Origin of the sequence: Streptomyces sp. HM190, assembly GCF_009857135.1 — a bacterium.
Lineage (GTDB): Bacteria > Actinomycetota > Actinomycetes > Streptomycetales > Streptomycetaceae > Streptomyces > Streptomyces heilongjiangensis.
Map to the genome: position 1 here is coordinate 6,757,841 of NZ_CP047318.1, position 23,251 is coordinate 6,781,091.

At 74.5% G+C, this 23,251-nt stretch carries 19 protein-coding genes; 11 read left to right on the forward strand and 8 right to left on the reverse strand.

Annotation, left to right across the window (positions count from 1 at the left end):
- Position 1 precedes the first annotated feature (1 nt).
- From GSY65_RS28925 to zapE, 3 genes are all read right to left on the reverse strand, one after another.
- Positions 2-580, reverse strand: coding sequence for a carbonic anhydrase (locus GSY65_RS28925; RefSeq protein WP_159774147.1), 579 nt, complete (start codon positions 578-580; stop codon positions 2-4).
- An 80-nt stretch (positions 581-660) separates the two neighbouring features.
- Positions 661-1,062 carry a hypothetical protein gene (locus GSY65_RS28930; RefSeq protein ID WP_201452702.1) on the reverse strand — a complete coding sequence of 134 codons (402 nt, stop codon included), beginning with the start codon at positions 1,060-1,062 and terminating at the stop codon, positions 661-663.
- Positions 1,063-1,296: 234 nt separating this feature from the next.
- Entirely contained in the window at positions 1,297-2,442 is a 1,146-nt protein-coding gene (gene zapE, locus GSY65_RS28935) for a cell division protein ZapE (protein ID WP_201452703.1), read from the reverse strand.
- Between zapE and GSY65_RS28940 the strand changes: the two genes are divergently transcribed.
- The 4 genes from GSY65_RS28940 to msrB all read left to right on the forward strand — a co-directional run bounded on the left by GSY65_RS28940 (position 2,441) and on the right by msrB (position 5,751).
- Entirely contained in the window at positions 2,441-3,280 is an 840-nt protein-coding gene (locus GSY65_RS28940) for a pyrimidine reductase family protein (RefSeq protein ID WP_159774149.1), read from the forward strand. The genes zapE and GSY65_RS28940 overlap by 2 nt on opposite strands.
- 120 nt (positions 3,281-3,400) lie before the next feature.
- Positions 3,401-3,856 carry an indole-3-glycerol phosphate synthase gene (locus GSY65_RS28945; protein ID WP_159776489.1) on the forward strand — a complete coding sequence of 152 codons (456 nt, stop codon included), beginning with the start codon at positions 3,401-3,403 and terminating at the stop codon, positions 3,854-3,856.
- Positions 3,857-3,944: 88 nt separating this feature from the next.
- Positions 3,945-5,330 (forward strand): UDP-N-acetylmuramate--L-alanine ligase, encoded by a 1,386-nt coding sequence (gene murC, locus GSY65_RS28950; protein WP_159774151.1) that lies wholly within the window; start codon positions 3,945-3,947, stop codon positions 5,328-5,330.
- Between the two features lie 13 nt (positions 5,331-5,343).
- The gene (gene msrB / locus GSY65_RS28955; protein WP_159774153.1) at positions 5,344-5,751 is read left to right on the forward strand and encodes a peptide-methionine (R)-S-oxide reductase MsrB; all 408 of its coding nucleotides are present in this window, start codon (positions 5,344-5,346) and stop codon (positions 5,749-5,751) included.
- Between the two features lie 63 nt (positions 5,752-5,814).
- Here the strand turns inward: msrB and GSY65_RS28960 are convergent, their stop codons facing one another.
- Entirely contained in the window at positions 5,815-6,531 is a 717-nt protein-coding gene (locus GSY65_RS28960) for an alpha/beta fold hydrolase (protein ID WP_159774155.1), read from the reverse strand.
- A 27-nt stretch (positions 6,532-6,558) separates the two neighbouring features.
- Entirely contained in the window at positions 6,559-7,530 is a 972-nt protein-coding gene (locus GSY65_RS28965) for an alpha/beta hydrolase (RefSeq protein ID WP_159774157.1), read from the reverse strand.
- Between the two features lie 269 nt (positions 7,531-7,799).
- Between GSY65_RS28965 and GSY65_RS28970 the strand changes: the two genes are divergently transcribed.
- From GSY65_RS28970 to GSY65_RS28985, 4 genes are all read left to right on the forward strand, one after another.
- Positions 7,800-9,683 (forward strand): amidohydrolase, encoded by a 1,884-nt coding sequence (locus GSY65_RS28970; RefSeq protein WP_201452848.1) that lies wholly within the window; start codon positions 7,800-7,802, stop codon positions 9,681-9,683.
- A gap of 70 nt (positions 9,684-9,753) precedes the next feature.
- Positions 9,754-10,416: a hydrolase gene (locus GSY65_RS28975; protein WP_159774161.1), complete on the forward strand. Its 663-nt coding sequence runs from the start codon at positions 9,754-9,756 to the stop codon at positions 10,414-10,416.
- A 37-nt stretch (positions 10,417-10,453) separates the two neighbouring features.
- On the forward strand, positions 10,454-10,975 hold the full coding sequence (locus GSY65_RS28980; protein WP_159774163.1) for a DoxX family membrane protein: 522 nt from the start codon (positions 10,454-10,456) through the stop codon (positions 10,973-10,975).
- Positions 10,968-11,708 carry a YoaK family protein gene (locus tag GSY65_RS28985; protein ID WP_159774165.1) on the forward strand — a complete coding sequence of 247 codons (741 nt, stop codon included), beginning with the start codon at positions 10,968-10,970 and terminating at the stop codon, positions 11,706-11,708. Before GSY65_RS28980 ends, GSY65_RS28985 begins: the two co-directional genes overlap by 8 nt.
- Before the next feature lie 53 nt (positions 11,709-11,761).
- On the opposite strand, the gene GSY65_RS28990 is transcribed toward GSY65_RS28985, so the two are convergent.
- From GSY65_RS28990 to GSY65_RS29000, 3 genes are all read right to left on the reverse strand, one after another.
- Entirely contained in the window at positions 11,762-12,637 is an 876-nt protein-coding gene (locus GSY65_RS28990) for a helix-turn-helix domain-containing protein (protein WP_159776490.1), read from the reverse strand.
- Between the two features lie 172 nt (positions 12,638-12,809).
- Positions 12,810-14,828 carry an AfsR/SARP family transcriptional regulator gene (locus GSY65_RS34380; RefSeq protein ID WP_268978233.1) on the reverse strand — a complete coding sequence of 673 codons (2,019 nt, stop codon included), beginning with the start codon at positions 14,826-14,828 and terminating at the stop codon, positions 12,810-12,812.
- Between the two features lie 185 nt (positions 14,829-15,013).
- Positions 15,014-18,175: an AfsR/SARP family transcriptional regulator gene (locus GSY65_RS29000; RefSeq protein ID WP_159774167.1), complete on the reverse strand. Its 3,162-nt coding sequence runs from the start codon at positions 18,173-18,175 to the stop codon at positions 15,014-15,016.
- Between the two features lie 320 nt (positions 18,176-18,495).
- On the opposite strand from GSY65_RS29000, the gene GSY65_RS29005 reads away from it, so the two are divergent.
- From GSY65_RS29005 to GSY65_RS29015, 3 genes are all read left to right on the forward strand, one after another.
- Positions 18,496-19,920 carry an FAD-dependent oxidoreductase gene (locus GSY65_RS29005; protein ID WP_159774169.1) on the forward strand — a complete coding sequence of 475 codons (1,425 nt, stop codon included), beginning with the start codon at positions 18,496-18,498 and terminating at the stop codon, positions 19,918-19,920.
- A 376-nt stretch (positions 19,921-20,296) separates the two neighbouring features.
- Positions 20,297-21,646 carry a hypothetical protein gene (locus GSY65_RS29010; protein WP_236580103.1) on the forward strand — a complete coding sequence of 450 codons (1,350 nt, stop codon included), beginning with the start codon at positions 20,297-20,299 and terminating at the stop codon, positions 21,644-21,646.
- A gap of 430 nt (positions 21,647-22,076) precedes the next feature.
- Positions 22,077-23,234, forward strand: a complete 1,158-nt coding sequence (locus GSY65_RS29015; protein ID WP_159774171.1) for an MFS transporter — start codon at positions 22,077-22,079, stop codon at positions 23,232-23,234.
- Positions 23,235-23,251 lie beyond the last annotated feature (17 nt).

Here is a 23,251-nt window from a genome sequence, read left to right on the forward strand (position 1 = left end):
CTCACAGGGTCTCGAACGTGTCGGTGTCCGCGCGGTGTTCGCGCACGGCTCCGGTGTGGACCTCGTAGTACCAGCCGCGCAGCCGCAGCCGGCCGTCGGCGAGGCGCTTCTCCACGCAGGGGTAGGAACGCAGCCGCAGCAGCTGGCTGAGGACGTGGTTCTGCACGCCGTCGGCGACGGTGGGGTCCTCGACCGTGCCCTGGGGGCGCGGGGTGGCGTGCGCGAGCCAGTCGCGTACGGCGGGTACGGCGTCGAGGTCGTCGCCGCGCACCAGCGCGCCGACGGCACCGCAGTGCGAGTGGCCGCAGACCACGATGTCGCTGACGCCGAGCACTTCCACGGCGTACTCGATGGTGGCCGTCTCACCGGTGGGGCGGTCGGGGGCGTACGGGGGGACGATGTTGCCGGCGGTCCGCAGTTCGAAGAGCTCGCCGGGGCGGGCGCCCGTGATCAGGGCCGGGACGACCCGCGAGTCGGAGCAGGTGATGAACAGGACCTCGGGGGACTGGCCCTCGGCCAGCCTGGCGAACTCCTCAGGGCGCTGTCCGAAGGTACGGGCGTTGTCGATGAGGGGCTGCATGATGTGGTGACTCCTCCTGGCGCGCCACGGCGGCGCGTCGGGCTTGCACGACAGATGTGGGGGGAACGCACTCCGCCGGATCAGCAGCGGAAGACCTGGAGAGCGGCCGGGGTGGGGGCCGTGCGGGATCTCGGCTGCCGGTGGTGCCGGGCCGAGGACCGTTCCGGTTCGCTGACGACCGCCGGGTTCTCCCCCTGCGACGGGCGTACGGGCGCTCCGGAAGCGGTGTGGGTGGTGGCGCGGTGCCGGTCACGGGTGCGGACAGGACCGGTCGGGTCCTCGGAATGACCGCATGCGCGGGCTGTGGCGGCCGGGTCACGCACCGGTGTGGCCGGGAGGGCCTTTCCGGGCGTGGCTTTGGCCTTGACGTGACCGAGGGTGTGCGCGGATGCGAAGGAAGTGGTGGGAGTGAAGAACTGCAGGGCGAGCAGGACGGCGGCCAGGGCCGCGATGACGGTTCGGGGCGCCGCACCTCGCAACATCAGCCTCCCCACGGTCAGTTCGTCCTGTCTCCCGGGTGCCGGCAGTTGAACGAGTTGGTCAATCAATGGTCAACCGCTGGTCAAGAAACACGTTAACCCTGCAAAGTTGTTTGCAGGGTTAACTTAACGTTTCGAGCTGAAGAGAGCCTGAAAAGCGCGGGCAGGATGGCCGGAAAAGCCCCCGGACCGGGGGAGTTGCTCCCGGTCAGGGGGCGTCGGTGTGCCGCTGAGGGCTCAGTGCCCGGCGAGTCGCCCGGCGTCACGGGCGAGGGCGGTGAGGCGGGAGATGGCCCGGAAGTACTTCTTCCGGTAGCCGCCGTTCAGCATCTCCTCGCTGAACAGCCGGTCGAAGGGCAGGCCGGAGGCGAGCACGGGTATCTCGCGGTCGTACAGCCGGTCCGCGAGCACCACCAGCCGCAAGGCGGTCGACTGGTCGGGGACGGGCCGGACGTCGGTCAGGCAGACCGCCTTCAGACCGTCCGTCAGGGCGCCGTACCGGCTGGGGTGGACCCGCGCGAGGTGCTCCAGCAGATGTGGGAAGTCGTCGAGGGAGGAGCCCTCGGTGGCGTACGCCGCCTTCGTGACCTGCTCGTCGGAGAACGGCGGCGGCGCCTCGGGCAGTCCGCGGTGGCGGTAGTCCTCGCCGTCGATGCGCTGGGCGCGGAAGTGGGCGGACAGGCCCTGGATCTCCCGCAGGAAGTCGGCCGCCGCGAACCGGCCCTCACCGAGCTTGCCCGGCAGGGTGTTCGACGTGGCGGCCAGGGCGACGCCCGCGTCCACCAGCTTGCCGAGCAGCGTGGACACCAGGACGGTGTCGCCCGGGTCGTCCAGCTCGAACTCGTCGATGCACAGCAGCCGGTGCCCGGAGAGGGTCTGGACCGTCTTCTGGAAGCCGAGCGCGCCGACCAGGTTGGTCAGCTCCACGAAGGTGCCGAACGCCTTCAGCGCGGGTTCGGCCGGGGTCGCGTGCCACAGGGAGGCCAGCAGATGGGTCTTGCCGACGCCGTAGCCGCCGTCCAGGTAGACACCGCGCGGGCCGGCCGGGACCTTGGGGGCCTTCGCCCGGCCGAAGCCGAAGAGGCCACGCCTGCCGGCGCCGGAGGCGTGGGCGCCGCCGAGACCCGCCGCGAAGCCGCTGAGGACCTGGACGGCCTCGGTCTGGCTGGGCTGGTTCGGGTCCGGGATGTACGTGTCGAAGCGCACCGAGTCGAAGCGGGGTGGCGGCACCATCTCGGCGACGAGCCGGTCGGCGGGGACGTGGGGCTCGCGGGCGCACAGGGACAGCGGAGCCGTCTCGGTCAGGGGATCGAGACCGGACACGGCGGCGGAGGACGACGACACGGTTACCGAGTCTAAGGGCCGTGCCACACTGCACGGCATGCGACGCCTGTTCCCTGTGACCGAAGAGACAGCGGCCCGGACCCCGGACGAGGCCGGTGGAGGCGCGGACGCGGCAGGCCCGCGGGTGCCCGGCGCCGGGGCCGCCGACCGGGAGTGGAGCCTCGCGGAACTGGCGGCGGCCTACGCCTATCCCGCGCCGGGGCCGGGCGGGCGGGAGCCGTGGCTGCGCGCCAACATGGTCTCCACGCTGGACGGGGCGGCCCAGCACGAGGGACGTTCGCAGCCGATCTCCAGCGACGCCGACATGCGGATCTTCGGCACCCTGCGGGGGCTCGCGGACGTGGTGGTCGTCGGCGCTGAAACGGTACGCCAGGAGGGGTACCGGCCGGCCCGCGCGCGGGACGCCTTCGCCGAGGCCCGCCGGGCCGCCGGGCAGACACCGGCCCCGGCCGTCGCGGTGGTCAGCGCCGGACTGGACCTCGACTTCGCACTCCCCCTGTTCACCTCGCCGCTCACCCCGACCCTCCTGCTCACCGGCGCGGCCGCCCCGGCCGACCGGGTGGCCGCCGCCGAGAAGGCGGGCGCGCGGGTGGTGATCGCCGGGGACGGTGCGGGCGTCGATCCCGCGCGCGCCGTGCGGGCCCTCGCCGACCTGGGGCTGACCCGGCTGCTCACCGAGGGCGGACCGCGGCTCCTCGGACAGCTGATCGCCGCCGGGGTCCTGGACGAGCTGTGCCTGACCGTGTCGCCGATGCTCACGGCGGGGGACGCCCAGCGCATCGCCGGAGGGCCCCCGATGGCGGTGCCCGAGCGGTTCGAACTGGTGTCGTTGCTGGAAGAGGCCGGGTTCCTGTTCGGTCGTTACCGTCGTACGTGAGAACGGGCGGAATCTGTCGTTCCGTTTAGTTCCCGCCGGGCACACTAGATCCCTGAGGAGCGAGGGCCGAGGGGTCCTCCCGGAAGAAGGGCGCCTGTGGTGTCGTTCACGAGCGTTTTGATGATCGAGAAGGCTCTGACGTCTGCGGACGTGGAGTTCGTCACCACCCTGCACGGCGACGAGCCGGCCTCTTTCCACGTGCTGCTCCAGCCGCGGGGCAACCAGGCCGACCGGCTGCTGCGGGCCATCGACGACCTCGCGCTCGGCGAGCTGGACGAGGCGGCGCGCGAGGGGGAGACCCCGGAGGGGGAACAGGCCCTCGACGAGGGGGAGCGGGCGCTGGAGGTGTCCCTGCAGGCGCTGCGCGCGGCCGGCAGCGAGGCGGAGGGACGGCTGATCGAGGACCATCCGCTGGACGCGCTGAAGGCGCTGGTGGAGGAGGTCGAGGCAGACGAGGTGCTGGTGCTGACCGATCCGCACTACGTGGAGGAGTTCTTCCACCGCGACTGGGCCTCCCGGGCGCGGCACAAGGTGGGGGTCCCGGTGCTGAAGCTGTTCTCCCACAGCCGCGCGTAGCCGCGACCGGTGGTCCCTGCCGATCCCGGGGGCGTATGGGCATAGGGTTGCCCTGAACCTTCGCCGTACCAGTACTGGGAGAACGCACATGGCACCCGGCCTTCCTACCGCCATGGACCGACCGCACTTCATCGGGATCGGCGGGGCCGGGATGTCGGGGATCGCGAAGATCCTCGCCCAGCGCGGCGCCAAGGTGGCCGGGAGCGACGCCAAGGAGTCGGAGACGGCGCAGGCGTTGCGCGCGCTGGGCGCGACCGTGCACATCGGCCACGCCGCGGAGCACCTCGCCGACGACGCGACGTGCGTGGTGGTGTCGTCGGCGATCCGTGCGGACAACCCGGAGCTGGCCCGCGCCGCCGACCTGGGCATCCCGGTCGTCCACCGGTCGGACGCGCTCGCCCGGCTGATGGACGGCCTGCGCCCGATCGCGGTGGCCGGCACCCACGGCAAGACCACCACCACGTCCATGCTGGCCGTGTCGCTGACCGCGCTGGGCCTGAACCCGTCGTACGCGATCGGCGGCGACCTCGACGCGCCCGGCTCCAACGCCCTGCACGGCGACGGCGACATCTTCGTGGCCGAGGCGGACGAAAGCGACCGCAGCTTCCACAAGTACGCCCCCGAGGTCGCGATCGTCCTCAACGTGGAGCTGGACCACCACGCCAACTACGCGTCCATGGACGAGATCTACGCGTCCTTCGAGACGTTCGCCGGCCGCGTCGTGCCCGGCGGCACGCTGGTGATCTCGGCCGACCACGAGGGCGCGCGGGAGCTGACCCGCCGCGTCGAGGGCCTGCGGGTCGTCACCTACGGCGAGCGCGAGGACGCCGACGTCCGGGTGCTCGCCGTCGTGCCCCAGGGGCTCAGGAGCGAGGTCACCGTCCTGCTGGACGGACAGGAGATCACCTTCACGGTCTCCGTGCCCGGACGGCACTACGCGCACAACGCGGTCGCCGCCCTGGCCGCGGGCGTCGCGCTGGGCGTCCCGGCGGCGGAGCTGGCGCCCGCCCTGGCCGCCTACACCGGCGTGAAGCGGCGGTTGCAGCTGAAGGGCGAGGCCGGCGGGGTGCAGGTCATCGACTCGTACGCGCACCACCCGACCGAGATGACGGCCGACCTGGAGGCGATGCGGGCCGCCGCCGGTGACGCGCGCATCCTCGTCCTCTTCCAGCCCCACCTGTTCTCCCGGACGCAGGAGCTGGGCACCGAGATGGGACAGTCGCTCGCCCTCGCCGACGCCTCCGTCGTGCTCGACATCTACCCGGCCCGCGAGGACCCGGTCCCGGGCGTCACCAGCGAGCTGATCATCGACGCCGCGCGCGCGGCCGGCGCCCAGGTCACGGCCGTCCACGACAAGGCGCAGGCGCCCGCGGTCGTCGCGGGAATGGCGAGGCCCGGTGATCTCGTTCTCACCATGGGCGCGGGTGACGTGACCGACCTGGGCCCGAGGATCCTGGACCGTCTTTCGCAGTGAGGGGCTGAGACCGATGGCGTACGACGTCGACAAGCCGGACGAGCAGTGGCGCGCGGAGCTGACGCCGGCGGAGTACGCGGTGCTGCGCCAGGCGGGTACGGAGCCGGCGTTCACCGGGGAGTACACCGACACCAGGACGAAGGGGGTGTACTCGTGCCGGGCCTGTGGCGCGGAACTGTTCACCTCCGAGACCAAGTTCGCGTCGCACTGCGGATGGCCGTCCTTCTACGACCCGAAGGACAGCGACGCGGTGGAACTGATCGAGGACCGGTCGTACGGCATGGTGCGCACCGAGGTCCGCTGCGCCCGGTGCGGCTCGCACCTCGGGCACGTGTTCGAGGGTGAGGGGTATCCGACCCCCACGGATCAGCGGTACTGCATCAACAGCATCTCGCTGCGGCTGGCGCCCGAGAGCGAGTGACGTCCCGGGCCCGGAGGCAGGTGTGCCCCGCGCCCCCGACCGGGGGAGCGGGGCACGCGCCGTTCAGCTGGTCAGGCGTACCGCGTCGCGGATGACCGCCGCCACTTCCTTCGGACGGGAGACGGCCACCGCGTGCGAGGCGCCCTCCAGTTCGGTGATCGTGGCGCCCGCGCGCTTCGCGGCGAAACGCTGGACCTCGGGGTTGATCGCCTCGTCGGCCGCCGCGACCACGGCCCAGGACGGCCGCGTCTTCCAGGCGGCGACCGGCGGGACCTCGGTGAACGCGGCGGTGGCCAGCGGACGCTGCGACACCGCGAGGATCCGCGTCGTCTCGGCGGGGACGTCCGCGGCGAAGATGCCCGGGAAGGCGTCCGGCGCGATGGTGACCTCGACGGCGGGCTCCCCGCCCTCGACCGGGTAGGTCCGCTCGACCAGGTTGGCGACGAGCGGGGCCAGCGGGAAGCGCCCCTGCAGCTCGCCGAGGCTTTCCCCCTCCTCCGGGACGTACGCGGCCACGTAGACCAGGCCGACGACGTTCTCGGTCGCGCCCGCCACGGTGATCAGGGCACCGCCGTAGGAATGGCCGACGAGGACGACCGGGCCGTCGATCTGGGCGGCGGCGGAGGCGATGTACGCGGCGTCGGAGGCCAGACCGCGCAGCGGGTTCGGTACGGCGACGACCGGGACGTCGTGGCTCCGGAGCTCCTCGACGACGCCGGCCCAGCTGGACGCGTCGGCGAAGGCCCCGTGCACGAGCAGGACGGTGGGTGTGGTGGACATGAGGGGTCCTCTCTCGGTGCGGGTCGGTCAGCCGGCGTGCAGCGCGGTGCGCAGGGTGCCGGTGGCCAGCGTGATCGCGGCCTCGGCGGCGTGGGTGCCGCGCAGCGCGTTGAGCATCACGAAGTCGTGGATGATGCCCTGGAAACGGACGGCGGTGACCGGGACGCCCGCCTCGCGCAGCTTGTTCGCGTACGCCTCGCCCTCGTCGCGCAGCACGTCGGCCTCACCGGTGATGACCAGCGCCGGGGGAAGCCCGTTCAGCTGCTCGGTGGTGGCGCGCAGCGGTGACGCGGTGATCTGGGCGCGCTCGGCCTCGTCGGTCGTGTACTGGTCCCAGAACCACTGCATGCCGTCGCGGCGCAGGAAGTAGCCCTCGGCGAACCGGCGGTAGGAGCTGTTGTCGAAGTTCGCGTCCGTCACTGGGTAGAAGAGGACCTGCTGGACCAGGGGCACGTCCCCGCGCTCCTTGGCCATCAGGGTCAGGGCGGCGGTCATGTTGCCGCCGACCGAGTCACCGGCCACCGCGAGCCGCGTGCCGTCCAGGTCCTTCGACGCGCCCTGCTCCACGACCCACTTGGCGACGGCGTAGTTCTGCTCGATGGCGACGGGGTAACGGGCCTCGGGGGAGAGGTCGTACTCCGGGAAGACCACGGCGGCGCCCGCGCCGACGGCCAGTTCGCGGACCAGGCGGTCGTGGGTGTGGGCGTTGCCGAACACCCAGCCGGCGCCGTGGATGTAGAGGATCACCGGCAGGGTGCCCTCGGCGCCGGCGGGCTTCACGATCCGTGCCCTGACGCTGCCCGTGGGGCCGCCCGAGACGGTGATCCACTCCTCGTCGATCTCCGGCTTCCCGATCTCGCCGGACTGCACCTCGTCGACCGCCTTGCGGCCCTCGGCGGGCGGCAGTTCGAAGAGGAAGGGGCGGTTGGCCGTCGCCTCGGCGAAGGCGGCGGCAGCCGGTTCCAGGACCGGCCGTACCGGTTCGACCGTGTCGGACATGTGTTTCTCCCGATGGTTTCGTGCGCGTGGTGCGGGTGCGTCGCCCTGCACGCTAGGACCGGGAACGCCTCAGGAATGGCCCATGAGCGCACCGGGACCTATCCCACAGCGCACGGGAAAGGGCGCTGGCAAACGGGCAGTGCGCTGTGAGTACGAATTCCGTGCGCTGCCGGGTCACCTGGGGCTCGTGGTGCGAAATACCTTCTGGGCAGACGCCGTTCAGCCGCTCTCGTCCTCAACTCCCAGGAGGTTGGCTCAAGTTGTTCACGATGCCGGTCGGTGGGCTGGTGCCCCGTGCTGTCGACGACGCGGCGGACCTCGTCGTCCGCAACGCGAGGATCCACACCGGCGACCGGGCCCGCCCGGCGGCCGAGGCGCTCGCCGTGCGCGCCGGGATCGTCACCGCCGTCGGCGACGACGGCGACGTGGCGCCCCACATCGGCCCGCGGACCCGGGTCGTCGACGCCCTCGGCCGCCGCGCCGTCCCCGGCCTCAACGACTCCCACCTGCACGTCATCCGCGGCGGCCTCAACTACGTCCTCGAACTGCGCTGGGACGGCGTCCCCACCCTCCGCGATGCCCTCGCCCTGCTGCGCGCACAGGCGGCCCGCACCCCCAAGGGGCAGTGGGTGCGCGTGGTGGGCGGCTGGTCGGCCGAGCAGTTCGCCGAACGCAGGCCGCCGACCGTCGCCGAACTGAACGCCGCCGCGCCCGACACCCCGGTGTTCGTCCTGCACCTGTACCAGTCGGCGATCCTCAACCGCGCCGCGCTCCAGGCCGCCGGGTACACCCGCGACACCCCCGACCCCAAGGGCGGCCAGATCGTCCGCGGCCGGGACGGCACCCCCACGGGCCTGCTGCTCGCCGCGCCCAGCGCCCTGATCCTCTACTCGACGCTCGCCAAGGCACCGGCCCTGGACGACGAGGACCGCAAGACCTCCACCCGGCACTTCCTCAAGGAACTCAACCGGTTCGGACTCACCTCCGCGATCGACGCCGCCGGCGGCTTCCAGAGCTTCCCCGACGACTACCGCACCGTCGCCGCACTCGCCGCGGCCGGACAGCTCACCCTGCGCATCGCCTACCACCTCTTCCCGCAGACCCCCGGCCAGGAGACGGCCGACCTGGCCCGCTGGATCGGGACGGTCCGCCCCGAGGACGGCGACGCCTGGCTGCGCCTCAACGGCGCGGGCGAGAACCTCACCTGGGCCGCCGCCGATTTCGAGAACTTCACCCAGCCGCGCCCGGAACTCACCGCCGACTACGAGACGGAATTCGAGAACGCCGTCCGGCTCCTCATGGAGAACGGCTGGGGATTCAGACTCCACGCCACCTATGACGAGACCATTCGCCGGGATCTCGCCGTATTCGAGAAACTCGCCGCCGAAGGGCTCTTCCCCGCCGGGAACAGATGGCTGTTCGACCACGCGGAGACCGTCTCCGGCAGCAGCCTGGACCGGATCGCCGCCCTCGGCGGCGCCCTGTCCGTGCAGAACCGCCTGTCCTTCCAGGGCGAAGCGTTCCGGCGCCGCTACGGCCCCGACGCCGCCGCGACCGCCCCGCCGCTCCGCGCCATGCTGGACCGCGGCCTGACCGTCGGCGCCGGCACCGACGCCACCCGCGTCTCCACCTACAACCCGTGGGTCGCCCTGCACTGGCTGGTCAGCGGCCGCACCGTCGGCGACCTGGCCCTGCGTCCGCCCCACAACCGGGTCGACCGGGCCACCGCGCTCGCGATGTTCACCACGGCGGGCGCCGCCCTCACCGGAGAGGACCACCTCAAGGGCGTGCTGCGCACCGGGTGCTTCGCCGATCTCGCCCTGCTGTCCGAGGACTACTTCACCGTGCCCGAGCCGGACATCCCGCACATCGAGTCCGTCCTGACGGTCGTCGGCGGGCGGATCGTGCACGCCGCCGCCGAGTACGAGGGACTCGACGAGGAACTCCCGCCGGTCAGCCCCGCGTGGAGTCCCGTCGCGCACCACGGCGGCTACCGGGCCACCGGCCCCGCCGGCCGGTCGGGCGCCCGCCAGGCCGAACTGCTGGGGGAGGCCGCCGCCGATTCCGCACTGCACCGGCAGTGGCGCGCCGCCCGCGGCCTCGTCCCCGGCACCGACGACGGCCCGGCCCTCGACCCCTGCTTCTCCTCCTGACCCACCCGGACTTCCTCGTCCGGTCACACCCCTCGATCACACCCCTGACAACAGAAAGGCACACAACCTCATGGCCGACATCGACGAGGTCACCGCTGCTCCCGGCCCGGACCTGCTCACCCCCGACAACTGCGCGGTCCTGTTCGTGGACCACCAGCCGCAGATGTTCTTCGGCACCGGCAGCGGCGACCGCACCGCGATCATCAACGCCACCGTGGGCCTCGCCAAGGCGGCCCGGGTCTTCGACGTGCCCGTGGTGCTGAGCACGGTGGCCGCCGAGTCGTTCTCGGGCCCCCTCCTGCCGCAGCTCGCGGACGTCTTCCCCGACCACAAGATCGTCGACCGTACGACGATGAACGCCTGGGAGGACGCCGCGTTCGTCGAGGCGGTCAAGGCCACCGGCCGCAAGAAGCTCGTCGTCGCCGGTCTGTGGACCGAGGTGTGCGTGGTCCTGCCCACGCTGTCCGCGCTCGCCCAGGGCTACGAGGTGTACGTCGTCACCGACGCCTCCGGCGGTGTCACCCCGCAGGCCCACGAGCACGCCGTCCAGCGCATGATCCAGGCCGGCGCCGTGCCCGTGACATGGGTGCAGGTGCTGCTGGAGCTCCAGCGGGACTGGGCGCGCGAGGAGACGTACGGGCCGACCACCGAGGTCGTGAAGGAGCACGCGGGCGCGTACGGCCTCGGCATCGTCTACGCACAGGCCGTCATCGGCGCCCACGCGGCCGGCTGAGAAGCACCACGGACGTCGGGAACGGGCGAGGAACGTGATGGACACCGGACTGTTGCTGCTGCGTCTCGTGGTCGGGCTCCTCATCGCCGGGCACGGGGTGCAGAAGGTCAGTTTCCTGCTGGGCGGCAACGGCCTGGCCGGCGGAACGGAGGAGTTCCGCCGCGACGGCTTCCGCGGCGGCCGGCTCACCGCGCTCGCCGCGGGCGGCGGCCAGCTGGGCGCCGGCCTGTTCCTGGCGGCCGGACTGCTCACCCCCCTGGCGGCGACGACCGCCATGGGGGTCATGACGGTCGCGAGCACCGTCAAGTGGCGCAACGGGCTGTGGGTGCAGAACGACGGGTACGAGTACCCGCTCGTCCTCGTGCTCGTGGCGGGCGTGCTCGCGCTCACCGGACCCGGCCGCTGGGCGGGCGACGAGGCGCTCGGGCTCACCCCGTGGCCGCCGTGGGTCCGCGTCGCGGCCGTGCTGCTCGGGCCCGCCGCCGGGCTCACCACCCGGGCGGTCCTGCACCGCCCTGCCCTCGCGGCGGAACCGGAGGGGGTGACGGGCCGTGCGTGAGCTGGTGACCGACGCGGTCCGCACCCTCCTGCCGCCGCGCGGGGACCGGCACGGGCCGCTGCCGCCGCTGCTGCTGGCGCTCACCGTGGTGACCGGCGTCGTCGACGCGGTCAGCTATCTGGCCCTCGGCCACGTCTTCGTCGCCAACATGACCGGCAACGTGGTCTTCCTGGGGTTCGCCCTGGCGGGCGCGGAGGGCCTGTCCGCGCTCGCGTCCGTCGTCGCGATGACCGCGTTCCTGGCGGGCGCGCTGGCCGGGGGCCGGGTCGCCGCCCGCTTCACCGCCCACCGCGGAAGGGTGCTGGCGATCGCCGTGACGGCGCAGACGACCCTCGTCGCCGCCTCCGTCCTCGTGGCCGCCCCGCTGGACGGCGACCGCGTCGACGGGCCGCTGCGCCACACCCTGATCGTGCTGCTCGGCCTCGCGATGGGGCTGCAGAACGCGGTCGTACGGCGCCTCGGTGTCCCCGACCTCACCACCACCGTGCTGACCCTCACCCTGACGGGACTCGCGGCCGACTCCACCCCGGGCGGCGGGCCGGCGCCCCGGCCCGGACGGCGGATCCTGTCCGTCCTCGCGATGTTCCTCGGCGCCCTCGCCGGGGCCCTGCTCCTGCGGCACGCCGGACTCACCGCCACCCTGGGGCTGATCCTGCTGCTGCTCGCACCGACCTGCGCGGCCGCCTGGCGCCTGGCGTGCTCCGACGCCGCGTGGACCCGCCCGCCGTCCTGACGCCCCCGCGCCACCCGAGCGGCGGCCCCCGACCCGGGGCCGCCGCTCAGTCCTTACCGGGTGAGGACGCGCCCGCCCCGGCCCGCGCCGTCCCGCCACTCGCTCGGCGACATCCCGTACGCCGCCCGGAACACCCGGCTGAAGTGCGTCGCGCTGAGGAACCCCCAACGGCCCGCCACCGAGGCGATCGTGCGGCGCCCCCGGACACCCAGCTCCAGATCGCGCCGGCACTCCTCCAGGCGGCGGCGCTGGATCCACCGGCCCACCGTCGTGCCCTCGTCCTGGAACAGCTTGTGCAGATAGCGCACCGAGATGTGGTGCGCCCCGGCGATCACCTCGGGCGACAGATCCGCGTCGGCGAGGTGCTCGTCGATGAACCGCAGGATCCGCGCCACCAGCGGCGAACGGCCGCCCGGCGGCCCGCCCGCCTCCCGGCCCAGCTGTTCCGTGGCCAGCGTGGCCAGCAGGTGCACGGCGTTCCGGGTGAGCATCTCGGCGACCAGCGGCCGGGCGGAGACCGCCGAGTCGGCCAGCTCGGACAGGAACGGCGACAGCAGCGACCCCAGCCGGGAGCCACGGGCCACCGGCGCCGCCGTCACCCGCCGCACGTCGCGCTCCTCCAGCCCCATCGCCTCACGCGGCACGAGGAACACCTTCAGCCGGCCACGGCCGGGGAGCTGCAGTAACGGCGGATGGTCCGCGTCGTAGAAGCAGATGTCACCGGGGCCCAGGGCGATGTCCGGCAACCGCTCCGGGGCGGGGGCGCCGGTCCCGCACACCCCCACGAACAGGTACTCGCCGCCGGTCCGCGCGGTCAGCCGGTACGCCGCCGGCCGCGTCGGCTCCCGGCCGGGCAGCCGCTCCGGTGCCTCGTCGAGCACGGCGATTCGCAGGGCCGGGGCCCCGAGAGTGCTGGTGTCGGAGATCATCTGTCGCTGCCTCCCGGGCCGCTCGAACACACCGTCGGTCACTGCACCCGGAGCGTAGGAAGGGACAGGTGCAAAAAGAGTGACGGCGAAGTGACGGCGGCCCGGCGGGCTCGCCGCGCAAGGGCCGAGCGGCCGATCGCGTGGGGGTGCAGGGGTCCGTCGGGAGCCGTGGTCAGGGACGGTCGATGTCCGAGGCGGGGTTGCCGTCGGGGACGGCCGCCGTGTGGGCGCGGAGCCGGTCGAGGGCGCGGCGGCGTTCCGCGGGGGAGTCGTACGCGACGGTCAGCTCGGCGGCGAAGCGGCGCAGCAGGGCGTGCTGGACGTAGCGGCCGGGGGCGTGCTCCAGGACGAGGTGGGCGTCCGCGAGTTCGTCGAGCAGCAGCCGGGTGCGGCGCGGCGGGAGGTCCGCCAGCGCGGCGGCCGCGCCGGGCGTGAGGTCCGGGCCGGGGCGCAGGGACAGCAGCCGGAACAGGCGGGCGTTGTCCGGGGGCAGCCGGCGGTAGGAGGGGTCGAGGGCGGCACGCAGGCCGGGCGTGCCCGCCGTACCGGCGAAGGCGTCGAGGCCGTCCCCCGAGTGCCGTAGCCCGGCGGCGATCGCGGAGAGCGGGACGTCCGGGCGGGCTGCGGCGCGGGCGGCGACGACGGCCAGGGCCAGCGGCAGCCGTCCGCACCGCGCGACGATCTCGGCGGCGGCCCCGGGTTCGGCGGCCGTCCTGTCCCGGCCGACGCGGCGCGCCAGGGCGGCGGCCGCGTCCGCCGCCGACGGCAGGTCCAGGTGCAGCGGACGGGCCCCCGACGCGGTCAGCCCGGACAGGGCGAGACGGCTGGTGACCAGGGTGAGGCTGCCCGGTCCCGCGGGCAGCAGCGGCCGTACCTGCTCGGTGTCCGCCGCGTCGTCGAGCAGCACGAGCAGCCGCCGTCCGGCCAGCGTGCTGCGGTAGAGCCCGGCCAGGGAGTCCACCCCGTCCGGCAGCCGTGCGGCGGGCACCCCGAGCGTGGCGAGCATCCCGCGCAGCGCCTCGGCGGGCTCCAGCGGTGGCCCGGCCGCGTCGAACCCGCGCAGCGGGACGTGGAGCAGGCCGTCCGGGAACCGGTCGGCGACCCGGTGCGCCCAGTGCGCCGCGAGGGCCGACTTGCCGATGCCGGGCATCCCGCTCACCAGCACCGTCGTGGGCGCGCCGGTGGAGGCGGCGGCCGCGTCGGTGACCCGCAGCAGGACGGCCAGCTCCGCCTCTCGGCCGACGAAGACGGGCAGGTCGGCGGGCAGCCGGGCGGGGCGGACGGGGCGGGCGGGGGTGGGGGAGGGTGCCGGGGCGGCCACGGGTACGCAGAGGGGGGCCGCGGTGGCGGCGGGCGGGGTCGCCGTGGGGACGGGGCCCGCCGGGGCCGGGCGGGGTGGCGTGGCGGGTGCCGCCGGCCGGGGACCCCACTCCTGGCGGAGCACGCGGGTGTGGGCGGCCGTCAGCTCCGGGCCGGGGGCGGTGCCCAACTCCTCGGCCAGCAGCCGCCGTACCCGCTCGTACGCGGTCAGCGCCTCTGCCTGGAGGCCGGACGCGGCGAGGGCCATGACGAGGCCCGCCTGCGCCGACTCGTCCAGCGGGTCGAGTCCGACCGCCCGGCGCAGATGCGGCAGGACCAGCTCGGAGCCGCCGCAGAGCAGCGCGGCGTCGGCGGCCATCCGCGCCGTGCGCGCCAACTCGCGTTCCAGCGCGGTGAACTCGGTGTTCTCCCGGACGGCCGCGGGGATGCCCATCGCGACCGGGCCGTGCCAGTCGTCCAGCGCGTCCACGAAGTGCCCGAGCGCCGCCTCGGACCGCCCGGTGGCCGCCGCCCGCTTGCCGCGCTTGGTCAGCGCGCGGAACCGCAGCAGGTCCACCTCGTCCTCGGCCGCCTCCAGCAGATAACCCCCGGCGCGGCGCAGCACACGGCGCCCGGGGGCGCGGGGCGGCAGCCCCGGTTCGAGGAGCCGCCGCAGCGCGCCGGCGTACCGCCGTACGACGTTCAACGCGCTGGCCGGCGCCCGTCCGGGCCAGAGCACGTCGACGATCTCGCCCGCGGGCACCGGGCGGCCCGCCCGCACCAACAGCAGCGCCAGCAGCGCACGTTGCTGGGGGAACCCGAGGTCCAGTTCCTCGTCGCCCCGGCACACCCGCAAGGGCCCCAGCACCTCGAACCGCATCGCTTCCCGCACCCCGGCCACCCCCGACCGCCACCCCTGTCCTGCCCCGCGCCGCGCACCCCGGCCCGGCGCCGCCGCCGGGCCGGCCCACCGGTCACCTCCTTCAGGGAACAGAGCCGCCGCGCCCCTGGTCAACGGGTCCTCGCCGGCGCGTTCGGGGGTGCGGCGGACCGGGGTCGTCCCGGGCGTCCCGCCGGTCACACACATCGGTCACCGGCCGTGAGGAGGGCCCTGACGTCGTCGGCGTCGGGGTGGCCGAGGGTGATGAGGATGGTGAGGGCCTGCTCCCAGGCCGCCCGGGCTCGGTCGTGGTCGCCCATCGCGCGATGGGTGTCGCCGACGTGGACGAGGGTGCTCGCCTCCAGGTACGGCACGCCCGACTGCTGGTAGAAGCCGAGCGCGTTGCCGTAGCCGACGAGGGCCTGCCGGTGGCGGCCGAGGTGGTGGTGGGCGAAGGCGATGCTGTGCCAGGTGGCCGCCTGGCCGTAGCCGTCGCCGAGGTCCTGGAGCAGGGGCAGGGCCTGGAAGCAGTGGTTCAGCGCCTCACGGTACTCGCCGAGCAGCGCGTGGTACCAGCCGACCGAGTTGAGGACGCTGGCGTGCGCGGCCGGGCGGCCGCTGCCGTGGAACAGTTCCAGGGCGAGCCGGTTGTGGCGCAGCGCGCCCGGCAGGTCGCCCGCCTGGTCGCAGATCCAGCCGAGGCTGCGGTGGGTGTCGGCCCGGCCGATGGTGTCGCCCAGCCGTGTGAAGAGTTCCAGGGCCCGGTCGAGGCGGGGCCGGGCCAGGTCGTGCAGACCCAGCCGTCCCTCGGCCCGGCCCAGCGCGCGCAGCCCTCTCGCCTCCCACGCGGGATCGCCCAGCCGCAGTGCCGCGTCGAGCGCGGTCCGCTGGGTGGCCGCCCAGTCGTGCCAGTGGCCCCGCCGGTCGAAGTACGGCTCCAGCGACCAGGCCACCAGACAGGCGACCCGGTCCCGCCCCGAGCGCACCGCCGCCTCGATCACGGCCAGCAGCACCGGGTACTCCGTCGTCAGCCACGCCAGGGCCTGCTCGTGATCGCCGAACGACTCGACGGGTACGCCCGCCGGGACCGGTCCCGGCGCCGGCGGATCCTCCTGCGGGGCGAGCACCTGCTGACCGGCGTGGGCGGCGTGCAGGTGGTACGCGTACAACCGCTCGACGGGGGTGTCGTGTTCGACGGCGACCTCCACCCTCTCGTCCCGTCGCGCCGTCGTGCCGCGCGCAGCTGCCGTGCCGCTCCCGTCGGGCGGCCCGCCGTCCGGGTCCGGTCCGGCTTCCCGCAGGAGTTCGGTCGCGTGGGCGCGGAGGAGGTCGTGGAGGGCGTAGCGGCCGGGGGCGTGCTCGTGGACGAGGTGGACGTCGGCGAGTTCGGTCAGCAGGGAGCGCGCTCGGCGCGGCGGGAGACCGGCCAGCGCGGCCGTCGCCGGCGCCGAGAAGTGCGGGCCCGGGTGCAGCGCGAGGAGCCGGAAGAGGCGGGCCGCGTCGGCCGACACGGCACTCAGGGACCACGAGAAGACCGCGCCGACGTTCGCGGACGCGTCGCTCCGGCTGAACGCGTCGAGGCTGCCGTGCGCCTCCCGCAGCTCGGCCGCGATCGCCGACAGCGCGAACCGCGGACGCGCGGCGGCGCGGGCCGCGACACACGCCAGGGCCAGCGGCAGCCCCGCGCACAGCGCGGCGATCTCGGCCACCGCCCGCGACTCACCCGTCAGGCGCGCGGTGCCCAGCCGCCGTTCGAGGAACGCCCGCGCCTGCTCGGTGTCCAGCGGCAGCAGGGTCAGCGTGTGGGCGCCGTGCGCGGACACCAGCCCGGTCAGCTGGTTGCGGCTGGTGACGATGGCCAGGCATCCGGGCGCCCCCGGCAGCAGCGGCCGTACCTGCTCGGTGTCGCGCGCGTTGTCCAGCAGCACCAGGAACCGCCGTCCGGCCAGCAGGCTGCGGTACAGCGCGGCCCGCGCGTCCACGCCGTGCGGGACCTGCTCCGGGGGTACGCCCAGCGCGTCGAGGAAGACCCGGACCGCGTCGTCCGCGCCCATCACCGCGCCCGAGGGGGTGAAGCCCCGCAGGTTGACGTACAGCTGCCCGTCGGGGAAGCGGTCGGCGACCCGGTGCGCCCAGTGCACGGCGAGCGTGGTCTTGCCGATGCCGGCCATGCCGCCGATGGCGCTGATGACGACGGTGCCGGGCGCGGAGGCCGGCACGGCCGGGGTGGGGGCGGGCGTGGGTGTGGCGCCGTGCGCGGGGGGAGGGGCCGTGGCGGTGTCGAGGAGGGCAAGCACCTCCTCCAGCTCCGCCCGGCGGCCGGTGAACGTCGGCAGGTCGTGGGGGAGTTGGGCAGGGACGGGGGCGGGCGCGGGCGCGGTTCCTGACGCCGGTGCCGGTGCCGGTGCCGGTTCCGTGGGCGTGGGTTCGGGGCCCTCCTCGGGTGCGGGCGCTGACGTGGGGGCGGCGGAGCGGCCCGCGGCGGGGGAGCGGCCTGCGGCGGGGGAGGGGGCGGGTACGGGGGGCGGGTCCACGGTCCCCGTCGACGCGTCGGCGTCCCCGGACCACGTCCGGGCGGCCTCGGGCGTGGGCTCGCGCAGGACCGCACGGTGGGCCTCCCGCAGTTCCCGTCCCGGGTCGATGCCCAGCTCGTCGGCGAGCCGCGTGCGTGCGGTCCGGTAGGCGGTCAGGGCCTCGGCCGTGCGGCCGGTGGCCGCCAGCGTGAGGATGAGCCTGGCCAGCAGGGGTTCGTCGAGCGGTGCGCCGGTCACGGCCTCCCGGAGGACGGGCAGCACCGTGTCGGGTATGCCGGCGCGCAGCGCCCCGTCGGCCGCCTCCCGTACGGCGGTCAGGCGCTCGCGGTCGAGCTGGCCGAACCCGGCCCGCTCCCGGACGTCGGCGGGAAGACCCGCGCCGGCCGGTCCGCGCCACAGCTCCAGGGCCTCGGTGAGGAGGTCCACGGCCCGTGCGGGCGCCGCGTGCTGGTCGGCGGCGGTCCGCCGCGCCTCGTCGCACAGCCGGCGGAAGCGGAGCAGGTCCAGAGTGCCGTCGTCGACCAGGAGCCGGTACCCGCCCGCCTCCCGGACGAGCCACCGGCCGACGGCACGGGTGGGCAGACCCGGCTCCAGCCACCGCCGCAACGACCCGACATGGCGGCGTATCACGTTGACGGCACTGTCCGGCGGACGCCGCCCCCACAGCACGTCGACGATCTCGCCCACCGCGACCGGTCGCCCCGCCCGTGCCAGGAGCAGCGCCAGCAGCGCCTGTTCCTGTGGGCGGCCCGGTGCCAGCTCCACGCCCGCCCGCCGTACCCGGACCGGCCCCAGAACCGCGAACCACACCGGCTCCAGTGCCAAGGAGGCCCCCTTGTATCTCGTATCTCGTATCTTCTGTGCCCCATGACGATACGTGGCCCCAAGAGTTACCCAGAGTCACACGTGAGAGGACCGGAGTCGGGCGGACTCGGGCGGAGCCGGGTGGTGGTGAGCGGCGTGGGGACGGGGGCGGGCGTCGGTGTGCCGCCGGGGCGGTTCGCCGGGCGCGGTGATACTGGTGTCAGGTCGCAGGGAAATCTCCGGAAAAGGGAGCACGTTCGGTGAACTCGGGTGGGGCGGACAGCCGTTGGCAATCGGCGGCATCGGGTGACTCGGGCGCTTCGCTCGGTTCGGGAGGCTCGTTGGGCCGGCACGCGGTCGTCGTCGGGGGCAGTGTCGCGGGGCTGCTCGCCGCGCACGTCCTCGCCGGGCACGCGCGGCGGGTGACGATCGTGGAGCGCGACCGCTTCCCCGCCGACCGGGCCGCCGACGCCGACGGGGGCACCCCCGCATCCACGGCCCCCCGGCCCGGCGTTCCGCAGAGCCGGCACCCGCACGTCCTGCTGGAGGGCGGCCAACTCGCCCTGGAGGCACTGCTGCCGGGCTTCATGGAGGAGCTGCGGGCCGCGGGCGCGCCGCGGGTGGGCATGCCGGAGGACATCGTGCAGTGGCAGAGCGGCCGCTGGTTCCGGCGGGTGCCCGCGTCGACGCACATCCACACCGGCTCGCGGGCGCAGATCGAGCGGCTGATCCGCCGCCGGGTCCTGGCCAACCCCTCCGTCACCCTCGTCGACGGCACCGAGACCGTGGGGCTGCTCGGCGACGCGTCCCGGGTGCGCGGTGTGCTGCTCCGCGAGCGCGGCGACGGTCCGCGTGGTGAACAGCGGGAGCTGGCGGCCGACCTGGTCGTCGACGCCTCCGGGCGCGGCACCAGGGCCCCGCGCTGGCTGACCGCGATCGGCGCCGAGGCGCCGCACGAGGAGACCATCGACACCGGCCTCGCCTACGCCTCCCGCGTGTACCGCGACACGAGCGGCACGCTCGGCGCCGACGCGACCGCCCCGGCCCTCGGGTTCTACGTCGTCCCCAACCCCTCCCAGCCGTACGGCGTCGTCGTCCTGCCCCTGGAGGACGGCACTCATCTGGCCACCTTCTCCGGCCTGCGCGGCGACGAACCGCCCACGGACGAGGAGGAGTTCGAGACGTACGCCAAGCGGCTCCCGCATCCGGCGGTGCACCGCTGGATGCGCGCCGCCGAACCGCTCTCCCCGGTGTCCGGCTTCCGGCGGACCGCCAACGTCCGGCGCCGCTACGACCTGCCCGGCCGCCGCCCCGCGGGCTTCCTGGCGACCGGCGACGCGCTGTGCACGTTCAACCCGATCTACGGGCAGGGCATGGCCGTCGCCGCGCTGAGCGCCGTCGCGCTGCGCGACGCCCTCACCGACTCGCGCCGTACGCCCACCACGCGCCGCGTGCAGCGGGCGTTGCTCGCCGCGTCCCGGCAGGCCTGGGACATCTCGGCCGGGGCGGACAAGAAGATGCCCGGAGCGGTCGGCAACGCCGCCGTCGTCCGGCCCGCCGACCGGGTCGCCGGGTGGTATCTGCGCCGCGTCCAGGAACGCACCCCGGGCGACCCCGTCGTGGGCCGCGCCTTCCGTGCCGCCCTCACCCTCAAGGAGCCGCTGAGCGCCCTCTTCGCCCCGGAGGTGGCCCGCGCGGTCCTCTTCGGCCCGGCCCTCCCGGCCCCCGCGGAACCACCGCTCACCCGCGACGCCGGGGAGGCCTGAAGGGCCGGCGTGGCGGACAGCACGGGGGATGCGGGGCGCGGTGACGAGTTCCCGACATCACCGTCCCGCTTCCCAACATCAGTGCCCCGCAGGTGACTTGGCGATCTCCTGCCCCATGCGTCCCTCGCCCCGCGCGCCCCCTCCCGCCCCTTGACGCAGACGGAAAGCGCTTGCCACACTCGCGGCCCGCCACATGAATCGTCCGCCGCCCCACCGTCGTACGTCCTCGGAGGCGTACGGAGTCGCCCGCCCCGGCCTGTTCCAGGCATTCGTCCCCCGCCGACCGCGCCCCGGCCCGGTCGAACCGGGTTCGACGAGGGGCGGGCCCCGCACGGTGACCGGCGGTCCCGCCTATCCCCCCACAGGAGAAGCCGAGATGGGACGCAGAGCCGCAGCCCACCCCGCCCACCGCACCGCCCCGACCGCCGGCGCCGGCACCCCTCCCCCCACCGCCGACACCGGCCTCACCGAGGGCCCCGGCCCCGCAGCGGCCACCCCAGCCGCCCTCACCTCCGCCGGCCGCCGTACGCGTGCCCTCCTCACCGCGGCCCTCACCATCGCCCTGCTGACCGGTGCCGGCACGCTGACCGCTCCCGCGAGCGCCGCGCCCGAGCCCCCGGCCGCCGAGGCCGCCGCGGCCCCGGCGGGGCCCGCCGCACCGGCCGCGGCCGCGGCGGCGTGCGGCGAGGGCTCGTACCAGGCGGAGGCCGTGCTGAGCGGCGGCACCTGGACCGCCCGGCGCGGCGGCAGCGTCACGTACACCGGTACGGACATGCGGGCAGCGGTCCAGGCCGCCGTCAACAGCCTCACCTCGGGCCGGGCCTCGAAGGAGCGGGTCGTGGTCCGCGGCTCCGGCTCCATCAGTGCCGGGTCCCGGATCTCGCTGCCCAGCTACACCGTGCTGGACGTCTGCGGCACGATCGACGTCACCGGGACCGGCTCCGGCGACCAGGCGCCGATCTACTCCCGCGGCACCCGCGACATCGAGGTCCAGCACCTCAACCTCACCGGCACCCCCCTGTACGGCGTCTTCCTGCGCAACGTGCAGAACGTCGTCCTCGGCCAGCTGGACATGCGGCTGTCGCGCGGCCTCGGTGTCCGCATCGACAACCGGGGCGACACCAGCCAGTGGACCCGCAACGTCCGCATCGACTCCGTGTACGTCTCCGGGGCGAGCAGCCACGCGGTCGAGACGTACGGCGTCGACGGTCTCACCGTCGGCACGGTGACCGCCCGCAACGTCGGGGAGTCCGGCCTGCTGCTCAACCAGACCATCAACGCCACCGTCACCAAGGTCGACGCGGACGGCGCGGGCGCCGGCACCGGGTACGCGGCGTTCCGCATGGCGAACCGCAACGGCCGGGTCGGCGACGCGTACCCGACGAACATCCGCGTCGGCGAGGTCGTCGCGCGCGGCGGCGGACGCGGCGTCTTCTGCGTCTCCGAGAGCGGCGGCGCCGTCATCGACCGCGTCAGCCTCACCAACACCGGCAACAACGCGATCCTGATCGAGAACTGCTACAACGTGAACCTCGCTGCCCAGAGCGGCACGGTCTCCGGCGGCGGTGAGATCCGGCTCGCGGCCCGCTCGGAGTTCCCCAACAACCGCGACATCACCGTGCAGAACCTCACGGTCACCAACTCGTCGATCCGGGAGAGTCCCTGCGGTGAGAACACCACGTTCCGCAACAACCGGCTGGTGAACAGCACCCAGAGCGTCTGCTGAGTCCACCCGCTCCGATCCACGGGCGCGCCCGACACCCGCTCGCGGGCGCGCCCGTACCTCCCGCTTTCGGCCGCGCCTCCGCCCTCGGCCGCGCCTGCCGCGCCTGCCGCGCCTCCGCTTGGGGCCGCGCCCCCGCGTCTGCCGCGCCCCCGCCTTCGGCCGCGGCCCCAGCGCCTGCCCAGTGGCCCGCAGCCGCCCGCGCTCGCCCATGCCCTGCCCCAAGCCGCCCGGCGCGCCTCCACGGCTCCCAGCCTCCCTTCCCTTCCCTCCCTCCCCCTCCCCTCATGACCGGCCGGACCCCGTCTTGACGTCCGTGATGTTACCGGTAACACTGCGAGGGTCCCCAGCCACGACGAGGTGGAGTGCCCGCGTGTCCGACATCTCGACCGCATCAGCCGTCAGACACCCCCAAGTGGCCCAGGAGGCAAGGGTGTTCAGCCCGGCCGCCGTGGTCGCCTCCTGTGTGGGCTTCGTGCTCATCGGCGCGCTCCAGGCGCTGTACGGGCCCGCCATCCCGGCCTTCCGCGACGAGTTCGGGCTGTCCCCGTCGGCCGCCGGGCTCGGGCTGAGCGCCCACTTCGTCGGCGGCGTCGCCGGTGTCCTGTTCTTCGACCGGCTCTACGGCAGGACCGGCAACCGGACGATCCTCGGCGCCTCGTACCTGCTGATGGCCCTCGGCGCTGCCGGTTTCGCGCTCGCCCCGAACTGGCCCGTCGGCCTCGCCGCCGCCCTGCTCGCCGGACTCGGCTTCGGCGGTATCGACTACGGCCTCAACCAGCTGTTCGCCGTCGGCTTCGGCAAGCGCTCCACGGCCATGCTGAACATCCTCAACGCCCACTTCGGCATCGGCGCGATCCTCGGCCCCGCCCTGATCGGCGCGGTCGGCGCCGAGCACTACCCGGCGGTCTTCCTCGCCTTCGCCGCCGCCAACCTGCCCCTGCTGCTGTGCCTGCGCGGCGTCCGCGACCGCGCGCCCCTGACCGCCGCCCCGGACGAGGGCGCGGCGCGGGCCGGCGGGTCCGCCCTGCGCCGCAGCCTGGCCTCGGTGCTCGGCGTGTTCGTCGCCCTGTACGTCCTGCACGTCGGCATCGAGGCCGGCGTCGGCGGCTGGGAGCCCACCCACCTGGAGACCGTCGGCTACGGCGCCGGGGTCGCCGCCACGGCGACCTCCGTGTACTGGCTGATGCTGACCGTCGGCCGCTTCCTGGTGGTGCCCGTCGCCCTGCGGTACTCCCCCCAGACGATCATCACCGTCTCCTGCGCGGGCATGACCGTCTGCCTGCTCCTCGCCGCCGTCCCCTGGCTCGCCCCGTTCGCGTACGCGGGCGTCGGCCTCTTCATCGCGCCGATCTTCCCCACCGGCCTGCCCTGGCTGAACGCCGCGGCGCCGCGGGCCCGCAGCGCCGGCGCGCTGGTCATCGCCGCGTCCATGGTCGGGGGAGTGGCCGCCGGACCCGCGCTCGGCAAGGCCATCGAATGGTCCGGCGTCCGCGCGGTGCCGCTGCTCCTGTGCGTCGTGTCGGCCCTGTGCCTGCTGGCCACCCTGTGGCTGATCCGCGCCACCCGCACAGGCGCCCCGTCCCGCTGAGCGACCTCCGTCCCCCC

Bases quoted from the DNA above. Each gene is read 5' to 3' on its own strand.
- GSY65_RS28965 (WP_159774157.1), bottom strand. From the start codon at position 7,530: ATGTCCGACACGGTCGAACCGGTACGGCCGGTCCTGGAACCGGCTGCC.
- GSY65_RS28975 (WP_159774161.1), top strand. From the start codon at position 9,754: ATGGCCGACATCGACGAGGTCACCGCTGCTCCCGGCCCGGACCTGCTC.
- GSY65_RS28940 (WP_159774149.1), top strand. From the start codon at position 2,441: ATGCGACGCCTGTTCCCTGTGACCGAAGAGACAGCGGCCCGGACCCCG.
- GSY65_RS29010 (WP_236580103.1), top strand. From the start codon at position 20,297: ATGGGACGCAGAGCCGCAGCCCACCCCGCCCACCGCACCGCCCCGACC.
- GSY65_RS28925 (WP_159774147.1), bottom strand. From the start codon at position 580: ATGCAGCCCCTCATCGACAACGCCCGTACCTTCGGACAGCGCCCTGAG.
- GSY65_RS28970 (WP_201452848.1), top strand. From the start codon at position 7,800: ATGCCGGTCGGTGGGCTGGTGCCCCGTGCTGTCGACGACGCGGCGGAC.
- GSY65_RS28945 (WP_159776489.1), top strand. From the start codon at position 3,401: ATGATCGAGAAGGCTCTGACGTCTGCGGACGTGGAGTTCGTCACCACC.
- GSY65_RS28930 (WP_201452702.1), bottom strand. From the start codon at position 1,062: ATGTTGCGAGGTGCGGCGCCCCGAACCGTCATCGCGGCCCTGGCCGCC.
- GSY65_RS28990 (WP_159776490.1), bottom strand. From the start codon at position 12,637: ATGATCTCCGACACCAGCACTCTCGGGGCCCCGGCCCTGCGAATCGCC.
- GSY65_RS28980 (WP_159774163.1), top strand. From the start codon at position 10,454: ATGGACACCGGACTGTTGCTGCTGCGTCTCGTGGTCGGGCTCCTCATC.
- zapE (WP_201452703.1), bottom strand. From the start codon at position 2,442: ATGCCGTGCAGTGTGGCACGGCCCTTAGACTCGGTAACCGTGTCGTCG.
- GSY65_RS28960 (WP_159774155.1), bottom strand. From the start codon at position 6,531: ATGTCCACCACACCCACCGTCCTGCTCGTGCACGGGGCCTTCGCCGAC.
- murC (WP_159774151.1), top strand. From the start codon at position 3,945: ATGGCACCCGGCCTTCCTACCGCCATGGACCGACCGCACTTCATCGGG.
- msrB (WP_159774153.1), top strand. From the start codon at position 5,344: ATGGCGTACGACGTCGACAAGCCGGACGAGCAGTGGCGCGCGGAGCTG.